Below are 10,016 nucleotides of genomic sequence, written 5' to 3' on the forward strand. Positions count from 1 at the left end.
GGATCGGCCGGAGGGCAAGGTTGACCCTGACAGATCAATGCCTATCTTGTGTCATCCGCCAATTCGCACACAACATACAGGGTTCTGCCATGTCCCGCTTTGAAACCGCCATCGCCGAACAGATCTGGGACATGAAGTACCGGCTCCGGCAGGCGGACGGCACCCCCGTGGACGGCACGGTGGAGGATACCTGGCGCCGCGTCGCCCGCGCGCTGGCGGAGACGGAAGCAGACCCCGGCGCATGGGAAAACCGCTTCTACGCCGCGCTGGAGGATTTCCGCTTCCTGCCTGCAGGCCGAATCATTGCGGGCGCTGGCACCGGCCGCAGCGTCACGCTCTTCAACTGCTTCGTCATGGGAACGATCCCGGACAGCATGGCGGGGATCTTCGACATGTTGAAGGAAGCCGCGCTGACCATGCAGCAGGGGGGCGGCATCGGCTATGATTTCTCCACCATCCGCCCGCGGGGGGCGGAGGTGAAGGGCGTGGCGGCGGATGCCTCCGGCCCGCTTTCCTTCATGGATGTGTGGGATGCGATGTGCCGCACGATCATGTCCGCCGGATCGCGGCGGGGCGCCATGATGGCCACCATGCGCTGCGACCATCCCGACATAGAGGCGTTCATCGAAGCCAAGCGCGATCCCGCGCGGCTGCGGATGTTCAACCTCTCCGTTCTGGTGACGGACGCGTTCATGGCGGCGGTGAAGGCGGACGGGCCGTGGGATCTGACCTTTGGCGGCAAGGTCTATCGCACGGTGCAGGCGCGTGACCTGTGGAACGGCATCATGCGCTCCACCTATGATTATGCGGAGCCGGGGGTGATCTTCATCGACCGGATCAACGCGATGAACAACCTCGCCTATTGCGAGACGATCTCCGCCACCAATCCCTGCGGGGAGCAGCCGCTCCCGCCCTATGGGGCCTGTCTGCTGGGTTCCGTCAACCTCGCGCGGCTGGTCTCCGATCCCTTCGGGGCGGAGGCGCGGCTGGATCTCGACGCGCTGGACGATCTGGTGCGCGTGGCCGTCCGCATGATGGACAATGTCGTCGATGCCTCGCGCTTCCCCCTGCCGGAACAGGCGGCGGAGGCGGCGGCGAAGCGGCGGATCGGGCTGGGCGTCACGGGGCTGGCGGATGCGCTGCTGATGCTGGGCCTGCGCTATGGCTCGGAGGAGGCGGCCCTACGGACGGAGGAATGGCTGCATGCCATCGCGCGCTCCGCCTATCTCGCCTCCGCCGATCTGGCGGCGGAGAAGGGGGCCTTTCCGCTGTTCGACGTGGAGAAGTTCCTTTCCTCCGGTTCCCTGCGCGACATGGATGAGGAGGTGCGGGCCGCGATCCGGGAGAAGGGCATCCGCAACGCGCTGCTCACCTCCATCGCGCCAACGGGGACGATCTCGCTTTTCGCGGGCAACGTCTCCTCCGGGATCGAACCGGTCTTTGCCTATGCCTACACGCGCAAGGTGCTCCAGAAGGACGGATCGCGGACGGAGGAGGAAGTGGTGGATTACGCCGTCCGCCTGTGGCGGGAGCGGTTCGGCGATGCGCCCCTGCCGGAGTGGTTCGTGGATGCCCAGAACCTCGCCCCGCTCGACCATGTGCGGATGCAGGCGGCGGCACAGAAATGGATCGACAGTTCCATCTCCAAGACGATCAACTGCCCGGAGGATATCTCCTTCGACGCATTCAAGGATGTCTATCTCGCCGCCTATGAAACAGGATGCAAGGGCTGCACCACCTACCGTCCCAACAGCGTGACGGGATCTGTCCTGACCGTGGCGGAGACGAAACCGGAGCCCGCGGCTACTCCCGCGCCCGCCGGGGAACATCCCGCGCGTGCCGCCACCGGCGGGGAGGTCGTCTATCTCAGCGACCCGCTGGACCGGCCCCAGGCGCTGGAAGGCCAGACCTACAAGCTGAAATGGCCCGATTCGAACCATGCGATCTACATCACCGTCAACGATATCGTCGTGGGCGGTCAGCGGCGGCCGTTCGAGGTGTTCATCAACTCCAAGAACATGGAACACTATGCCTGGACCGTGGCGCTGACGCGGATGATCTCCGCCGTGTTCCGGCGCGGGGGGGACGTGTCCTTCGTGGTGGAGGAGCTGAAGGCGGTGTTCGACCCGCGCGGCGGGGCCTGGATGGAGGGACGCTACGTGCCCTCCATCCTTGCTGCGATCGGGGGGGTGATCGAGCGGCACCTCGTCTCCATCGGGTTCATCGCGGGCGAGGGCCAGGGGCTGAAGTCCGATCCCCGTGCGGAGCGGGTGGCGGTGGGGGAACAACGCGGCCCCGCCTGTCCCAACTGCGGCGGCCACGATCTCCACATGGCGGAGGGCTGCATGACCTGTCTGGACTGCGGCTATTCCAAATGTTCGTGAAGGAAAGGGTCCGCGCCACGCATGGGAGGGGGGAATGAGCCGGCCCGATGAGGCCGGTTCATCGCCGGGAGAGAAAACCGCTCAGAGCACGTAGCGGCTGAGATCGGCGGACCGCGCCAGCGCGCCCACGTTGTTCTCCACGAAATCGGCATCGACCGTTACGGTCTCGCCCGCTCTGTCGGGCGAGGTGAAGGACAACTCCTCGAACACCCGCTCCATGACCGTGTAAAGCCGCCGCGCGCCGATGTTCTCCACCGAGCGGTTCACATCCGCCGCGATCCGCGCCACCGCGGCGATGCCATCGTCGGTGAAGGTCACGGTGACGGATTCCGTGCCCATCAGCCCCGCATATTGCCGGGTCAGCGCGTTGTCCGTCTCGTTCAGGATGCGCACGAAGTCCTCCTCGGTCAGCGCCCGCAGTTCCACCCGGATCGGCAGGCGGCCCTGAAGCTCCGGCAGCAGGTCGGAGGGTTTGGCGACATGGAAGGCACCGGAGGCGATGAAGAGGATGTGGTCGGTCTTGACCGGGCCATATTTGGTGGAAACGGTCGTCCCCTCGATCAGCGGCAGCAGGTCACGCTGAACGCCCTCGCGGCTCACTTCCGCGCCGCGGGCATCGCCCCGAGCCACCACCTTGTCGATCTCGTCGATGAAGACGATGCCGTTCTGCTGGACCGATTCGAGCGCGGCGCGCGTCACGGTTTCGTCGTCGATGAGCTTGTCCGCCTCCTCGGCGATCAGCACCTCATAGCTTTCGGCCACGCTCAGCTTGCGCTTCACGCGCCGCCCGCCGAGCGCCTTGCCGAAGATATCGCCGAGATTGACCGCCCCCAGTCCGGGCTGGCCGGGGATCTCCATCCCCCCGAACGGGCTGGACGTATCCTGCACCTCCAGCTCGATGACCTGCCCGTCAAGCTCGCCGCGTTTCAGCTTCTGGCGGAACATCTCGCGCGTCTGTTCCCGTGCGTCCCGGCCCGCGATGGCTTCGACGACGCGCTCCTCCGCGGCCTTGTGGGCGCGGGCCTTCACCTCCTCGCGCATCCGGTCGCGGGTTTCCGCGATGGCCGCGTCGCAGAGATCGCGGATGATCTGCTCCACGTCCCGGCCGACATAGCCGACCTCGGTGAACTTCGTGGCTTCCACCTTGATGAACGGCGCTTTCGCGAGCTTTGCCAGACGGCGGGAGATCTCGGTCTTGCCGACGCCGGTCGGCCCGATCATCAGGATGTTCTTCGGATAGACCTCCTCCTGCATCTCGGGCGGAAGCTGCTTTCGCCGCCAGCGGTTGCGCAGGGCAACGGCCACGGCGCGTTTCGCCTCCTTCTGGCCGATGATGAAACGGTCGAGCTCCGAGACGATCTCGCGCGGGGTAAGGTTGGTCATGTCTGGTCCTGTTCGTCAGTTGCGGGAACACGCGCGCATTCCGCCCGTTTCCCAATTATGCAGTAGCGGAGGAATGACAATGCCTACCCCCCAGGAACTCGCGGCCGACTTCTGGAAAGCGCTGAAATCCGACATGACGGTCATGCTGGGCATTTCGGGCAAGGATGACAGCCATACCCGCCCGATGACAGCGCTTTTCGAGGGTGAAGAGGGCGGCCCCGTGTGGTTCTTCACCAGCCGCGACAGCGAGCTTGTGCGCGGTCTGGGCGACAAGACGTCGCTGGCCATCGCCACGTTCACCTCGGAGGGTCACGGGATCTTTGCCTGCCTGCACGGCTCGCTCACGGTCGATAATGATCGCGCGGTGGTGGACCGCCTGTGGAACCGTCACATCGCCGCCTGGTATGAGGAAGGGAAGGACGATCCCAAACTCGCGCTCCTCCGCTTCGACCCGGAAAGCGCGGAGATCTGGAAGGACGCCAGCGGCATGTGGGCCGGGATCAAGCATCTGTTCGGCTCCGACCCGAAGGAGGACTACAAGGACAACGTGGCGGAGGTGCGCCTCTGACGCCGGTTTTGCGGGACGCGCCGGTTCGCGGGACGCGGGGTGTAGCTTTCAGTTCCGCGTCTTCCCTTGTCGCTCGGCACAGTGTCAGTGCAAATCCACGGTCGGGGAAAGGGAGCACCCATTGCCGGGGTGAGGGCTGTGCAAAGCGGCCGGCCGCCTGACAGACCGCGACTCCTGAATACGCGGGGAGGAATCGGGCCCTCCCCGCGCAGGTGTCAGGGGGCGGTGATCCGCTCCACGGTCAGATTGCCGTTGGTATAGACGCAGATGTCGCTCGCGATCTTCATGGCGCGGCGGGCGATATCTTCGGCGGGAAGATCGCTGTCGATCAGGGCCAGCGCTGCCGCCTTGGCGTAGTTGCCCCCCGAACCGATGGCGGCCACGCCGTCCTCCGGTTCCAGAACGTCGCCCGCGCCGGTCAGCACCAGCAGATCCCGCCCGTCGGTGACGATCAGCATCGCCTCCAGATTCCGCAGGTATTTGTCCGTCCGCCAGTCTTTCGCCAGATCGACACAGGCGCGCGCGAGCTGTCCGGGTGTCGCCTCCAGCTTTGCCTCCAGCCGCTCCAGCAGCGTGAAGGCATCGGCGGTTGACCCGGCGAAGCCCGCCACGATCTCCCGCACCCCACCGGGGCAGAGGCGGCGCACCTTGCGGGCGGTGCCCTTGATGACGGTCTGGCCAAGGCTCACCTGCCCGTCACCCGCGACCACCACCTCGTCGCCCTTGCGGATGCCGACGATCGTCGTGCCATGCCAGCCGGGGAACCGTTCTTCCGCCATTCTTCTCTCCTTCCGGGATGCCAAGCAAAAGGGCGCCCCGATGCGGGCGCCCCTGCCATGGATCGCGCCGCGATCAGATCGCGTTGTCGATCCAGTTCTTGAGTGCCGCCTTCGGTGCGGCGCCGATCTTGTTGGACACCACCTCACCGTCCTTGAACAGGAACAGCGCCGGGATGCCGCGCACACCGAGCTGCGAGGGCGACTGCGGGTTTTCGTCCACATTCACCTTCACGATCTTGACCTTGCCGTCGTATTCGGCGGCGAGTTCTTCCAGCGCCGGGCCGATCTGGCGGCAGGGGCCGCACCATTCGGCCCAGAAATCCACCACGACCGGCAGGTCGGACTGGCGGACTTCGCTGTCAAAGGTGGCATCGGTGACGGGTTGCGTGGCCATCGGATTCTCCTCGGGTGAGTGTTGGGGGAAACGTAGGTATGGCGAAGGGGAGCGTCAAGGCGGACAGGGATCGGCTTCCCGGGTCGCGGGTATCGCCGCGGCAAGCGCCGCGGCCACCCGCGCCGGGCAGAGCGGCATGAGCACCCCCGTCCGCGTCCAGAGCACCGCCGTCTCCACCCGCCGTCCGGGCCAGATCAGGCGGAGCGCCGCCGCATAGGCTCCCATCTGGCGGAGAATACCTTCCGGCACCCCCGCTTCCGAGGAAGGGACCACGGCGTTCGACTTGAAGTCGATGGCGAGGACGTGATCGGATGTGATCACAAGCCGGTCGATGGTGCCGAGCATCCGCCGCCCGCCGATTTCCGCCGTGACCGGCACTTCGGCCAAGGTCTCGGGCGCGAACAGGAAGCCAAGCGCCGGATTGCCGATGACCGCCCGGGCCTCCGCGAGCAGGGCCAGCCGCTCCGCTGCGGGCGGCGGGTTGTCGTCCAGCGCCAGCAGATCGTGGGAGAGCCGGTCCCACTCCGCCGCCGGGTAATGCGGCAGGTGTTCGAGCAGAAGGTGAAGCCGCGTGCCGCGGAGCTTGGCCGCCGCCTCATCCAGACCGGACTCTCCCGGCAGGGCCTTCGCGCCGCCGAGGGCGGAGGGAGAGACGGGGCCGGGCTCCTCTCGCGGCGGCGGTGCGGGCTGCATCGTCCAGCCGGGAAGGGCGGCGGGCGCCGGCTCCGCGCTGGCCGCGACGCCCTCGCCGGGGCGGTCGGCGGGGCGATCGGCGGGCCAGTCGCCCCAGGAAAGCCGCTTGCCCTCTCCCGGGGGAAACGGGCAGGGGGCCAGCTTCAGGCCCTCATCCAGCCCCCGGCCGTGATCCGCGCCCAGACTGGAGCCCGGACTGGCACCAAGACTGGCCCCAAGACTGGCCCCGGCCGCCCGCGCCATTCCCACGGCGATCCGGTCGTGCCAGGAGGACAGGTCCTTCGCAGGCTCGCCAGCGCCGCAGACGATGAGCCAGGACTGCGCCCGCGTCATCGCCACATAAAGCAGCCGCGCCCGCTCCTCCTCCTGCCGTGCGAGAAGGTCGCCGCGCGCGCTGGCGATGAGGTCGGGACTTTCGGCGGCGGCGGTGCGCCAGAGCGGCGTGCCGTTGGAAAGGTAGATCTGCTCCCGCTCCTGCGGGCGCGTTTTGGCGGTATCGGGCATGATGACCACGGGGGCTTCCAGACCCTTGGAGCCATGCACCGTCATCACCCGGATGCGTCCTCCCGCCGCGTCCACCTGCCGCTTGACCTCCACATCGCCGGAGGCGAGCCAGCCGACGAAGCCCTGAAGGCTCGGCACCTCCGCCTGCTCGTAGGCCAGCGCCTGCGCGAGAAAGGCGTTGATCCCGTCCTCCGCCTCCGGCCCCAGCCGCGCCAGAAGCCTGCCCCGCCCGCCGTGGCGGGTCAGGATGCGTTCGGCCAGCTCATAGGGCCGCAGGAAGTCCGACTGGTCGCGCAGATCGTCCAGCATCGCAAGGGTCGGCCCGTGCCGCTCCCGCTCCCGCCGCAGAGCCTCCCAGAGAAAGGCGCCGCCCCGCGGCTCCGCCAGCCGGTAGAGATCGCCCTCCCCCCAGCCGAACAGCGGCGAGCGGAGGGCGGCGGCCAGCGACAGGTCATCCTCCGGCGTGACGAGGAAGGAGAGCAGCGCCGTCAGATCGCGGATGGCCATTTCGGCGGCGAGCTTCAGCCGGTCCGCCCCGGCGATCGCAAGGCCGGCCTGCTTGCAGGCACGGATGATCTCGCGAAAGAGGGTGTTCCGGCGGCGCACGAGGATGAGCACGTCCCCCTCCGTCATCGGATGAGTGCGGCCGTTGCCTTCGGGGATCAGCGTGCCCGCGTCTATCAGCCGCCGGATCTCCCGCGCGATCATCCGGGCAAGCCGCGCCTCGTGATGCTGATCGGTGACGAGATCGACGGGTTCGTACCAGACGTCCTCCTCCGGGTCGCCCGCCTTGGGCACCAGCGGCCACAGGTCCACCCGTCCCGGCATGTCGTTCTTGAAGGCGATGTGGCGCACGTCGCCGCCAAGCCCCTTGCCGCCATCCGCCGCGAAAGTCGCGTCCACCACGCCGAGGACGGCGGCCGAGGAACGGAAGGAGTGGGCGAGCGTCAGTTCCACCAGCGGCATCTCGATCCGCGCGAGACGCTGGCCGAACTCCTGCCGCATCGCCTCGAACACCGCAAGATCGGCCCCCTGGAAGGAGTAGATCGACTGTTTCTTGTCGCCCACGACGAAAAGCGTGCGCGGCGTCTCCACCCGTGCGCCTTCGCCCGCGGCGAACTCTTCCGCCAGCCGTTCAATCACCGCCCATTGGCCGGGGCTGGTGTCCTGCGCCTCGTCCACGAGGATATGGTCGATCCCGCCGTCCAGCCGGAACAGCACCCATTGCGCGGCGGCGCGGTCCGTCAGCAGGGCGCGGGCGCGGGTGATGAGGTCGTCGAAGTCGAGCCAGCCGCGCTCCCCCTTGCGCCGGTCGTATTCCGGCAGGAAGGCAGCGGCGAAACGGTGGAGCGCCGCGGCGCGCTCCGCCGCGACGAGGGCGAGGCGCCTGGCCCGCGCCGCCTCCACCCGCTTCATCAGATCCTCCACCATCGCCATGCGCGGCACGCGGGCGCGGGTGGCCTTGGTGGGGAAGCTGCCGATCTTGGCGGTGAACGGCTCCTTTGCCGCAGCGCCGGTCAGGAACACGCCCTCCAGCACCGCGAGCGTGCCAAGCCCCATCGGGTCGAACCGCGCGGCGCGGAGCTTCGTTGCGGCGGACAGGTCCGTCGCGCCGCCGGTCTCCAGCGCCGCGATCAACTCGCGGCAGAGGTCGCCCTCATTGCCCAGACAGACATCGGCCAGCACATCTGCGGCGGTGAATGCCTCCGGCAGACCAAAGAGCGTGAAGGCCGCCCGGCGGTCCAGCGGATCGGCGAAGGCTGCACGGTGCTGGCAGATCTGGGCCACCAGATCCCTCAGGCTGTCCCCGGTCCAGAGCGCGGCCACCCCGTCCACGGCGGCGACATGGCGGGGATCGTCGGCCAGCGTCTCGATCACCTCCTCGCGCAGAAGCTCTGCCGCACGGTCGTCGATCTCGCTGAACTGCGGGGTGACCCCGGCTTCCAGCGGAAAGCGGCGGAGCAGCGAGGCGCAGAAGGAGTGGATCGTCTGGATCTTCAGACCGCCCGGGGTTTCGATCGCGCGGGCGAAAAGGCGGCGCGCGCCCCGCAGCCGCTCCGCGCCGATCTCCGCCGCCGGAATGCCGAGCTTCAGCAGCGCCTCGCCAAGCGGCCCATCCCCCAGCATCGCCCATTCGCCCAGACGGTGAAACAGGCGGTTCTGCATCTCGCTCGCCGCGGCCTTGGTATAGGTCAGGCAGAGGATGCGCTGCGGCTCCACCCCGTTCAGCAGGAGCCGCGCCACCCTGTCCGTCAGCACGCGGGTCTTGCCGGAGCCCGCGTTGGCCGAAAGCCATGTGGAGGCGCGGGGGTTGGCGGCATCGACCTGCCGCTGGCTGGCTGCGTCGCGGCTCATCGGTCGTCCTTCCCGTTCCGGGGTGCGTGGGGGACGGCATCCCCGGGCTCCTTGCCGGTATCCCCTGCCCGCATGGCCTGCGGCTCGTCCCCGCAGGGACCGGCTTCCGCCGCATCCTGCCCGACGCCTTCCGGCTCCGGCACGGCTGTCATCTCCCATTCGCCGAAGCGGGCGAGGTGGTCGTAGGCCCCGGCGCTGCCTTCGCTGAACATCGCGCGGCGGGAGGTATAGCCCGTCTCCTCCGCCGCATAGCGGGCGATGAGCTGGGCCAGTTGCTCCCATGCCGCCGCCGTCACGGCGGGGGAGAGGTCGAGCGGCTCCTCCTTCGGCGTGGCGCCGAGGCCGATATAGGTGGCACCCGCGATATCGGCGAGACCGAAATCCTCGAATGCCCCGCGTTCGGCCATCGCGGCCTCCAGCAGAAGCTGCTTGTCGAAGGCGCGCTGCTGCTTCTCCGTGGGCGGGCTGCCGGTCTTGTAGTCGTAGATGTGGATGCGCCCGTCGGGAAGCTCGTCGATCCGGTCGGGCCGGGCGGTCAGCCGGAAGCCGGACGGCTCCAGCGTGATCCCTCCCGGCTTTTCCACCAGCCGGGGCGTGCCGTCCCGCCGCGCCTCCCGCGCGAGGAACCAGTCCGCCGCCCTGTCCAGCCGCGCGCGCCACAGGCGGCGGGCCACCGGCCACGGCACTTCATCCGCCAGCACCGTGTCGGCAATCTTCATCAGCCGCGCCCGCGCCTCGGGCGCCCTGGGATCGACGGTGGAGAACCGCGCGAGGATCTCGTGCAGCACCGAGCCGCGCAGGGCCGCATCCGGTTCGGGCCGGAGCGGGTCGAGCGGGCGGAGCCGCAGGATGCGCCGCGCATAGACCGCATAGGGGTCGCGGATCAGCCGCCCGATATCCGTCACCGGCAGTTCCACGGGCCGCGCGGCGGCGGGCGGGCGCGGGGAGGGGCGCGG

7 protein-coding genes are annotated in these 10,016 nt (G+C 68.4%); 2 read left to right on the forward strand and 5 right to left on the reverse strand.

What is annotated here, in order from left to right:
- The first annotated feature begins 89 nt into the window (after positions 1-89).
- Positions 90-2,384, forward strand: coding sequence for an adenosylcobalamin-dependent ribonucleoside-diphosphate reductase (locus CDV49_RS15660; protein ID WP_088216351.1), 2,295 nt, complete (start codon positions 90-92; stop codon positions 2,382-2,384).
- An 81-nt stretch (positions 2,385-2,465) separates the two neighbouring features.
- Here CDV49_RS15660 and hslU read toward each other — a convergent pair whose 3' ends face one another.
- A complete protein-coding gene (gene hslU / locus CDV49_RS15665; RefSeq protein WP_088216352.1) occupies positions 2,466-3,767 on the reverse strand; it encodes an ATP-dependent protease ATPase subunit HslU in 1,302 nt (433 codons plus the stop codon).
- A gap of 79 nt (positions 3,768-3,846) precedes the next feature.
- On the opposite strand from hslU, the gene CDV49_RS15670 reads away from it, so the two are divergent.
- A complete protein-coding gene (locus CDV49_RS15670; RefSeq protein ID WP_088216353.1) occupies positions 3,847-4,335 on the forward strand; it encodes a pyridoxamine 5'-phosphate oxidase family protein in 489 nt (162 codons plus the stop codon).
- Between the two features lie 215 nt (positions 4,336-4,550).
- On the opposite strand, the gene hslV is transcribed toward CDV49_RS15670, so the two are convergent.
- The 4 genes from hslV to CDV49_RS15690 all read right to left on the reverse strand — a co-directional run.
- Positions 4,551-5,114: an ATP-dependent protease subunit HslV gene (gene hslV, locus CDV49_RS15675; RefSeq protein ID WP_088216354.1), complete on the reverse strand. Its 564-nt coding sequence runs from the start codon at positions 5,112-5,114 to the stop codon at positions 4,551-4,553.
- Positions 5,115-5,187: 73 nt separating this feature from the next.
- Complete coding sequence (trxA, locus tag CDV49_RS15680; protein ID WP_088216355.1) at positions 5,188-5,508, reverse strand: thioredoxin; 321 nt, start codon at positions 5,506-5,508, stop codon at positions 5,188-5,190.
- 54 nt (positions 5,509-5,562) lie between these two features.
- On the reverse strand, positions 5,563-9,060 hold the full coding sequence (addA, locus tag CDV49_RS15685) for a double-strand break repair helicase AddA (RefSeq protein ID WP_088216356.1): 3,498 nt from the start codon (positions 9,058-9,060) through the stop codon (positions 5,563-5,565).
- Positions 9,057-10,016: PD-(D/E)XK nuclease family protein (locus CDV49_RS15690; protein ID WP_179209238.1), on the reverse strand; the 960-nt coding region annotated here is incomplete at its 5' end. The genes addA and CDV49_RS15690, both read right to left, overlap by 4 nt.

It is taken from the genome of Haematobacter genomosp. 1, from assembly GCF_002196855.1.
In the GTDB taxonomy this organism is placed as follows: Bacteria; Pseudomonadota; Alphaproteobacteria; order Rhodobacterales; family Rhodobacteraceae; genus Haematobacter.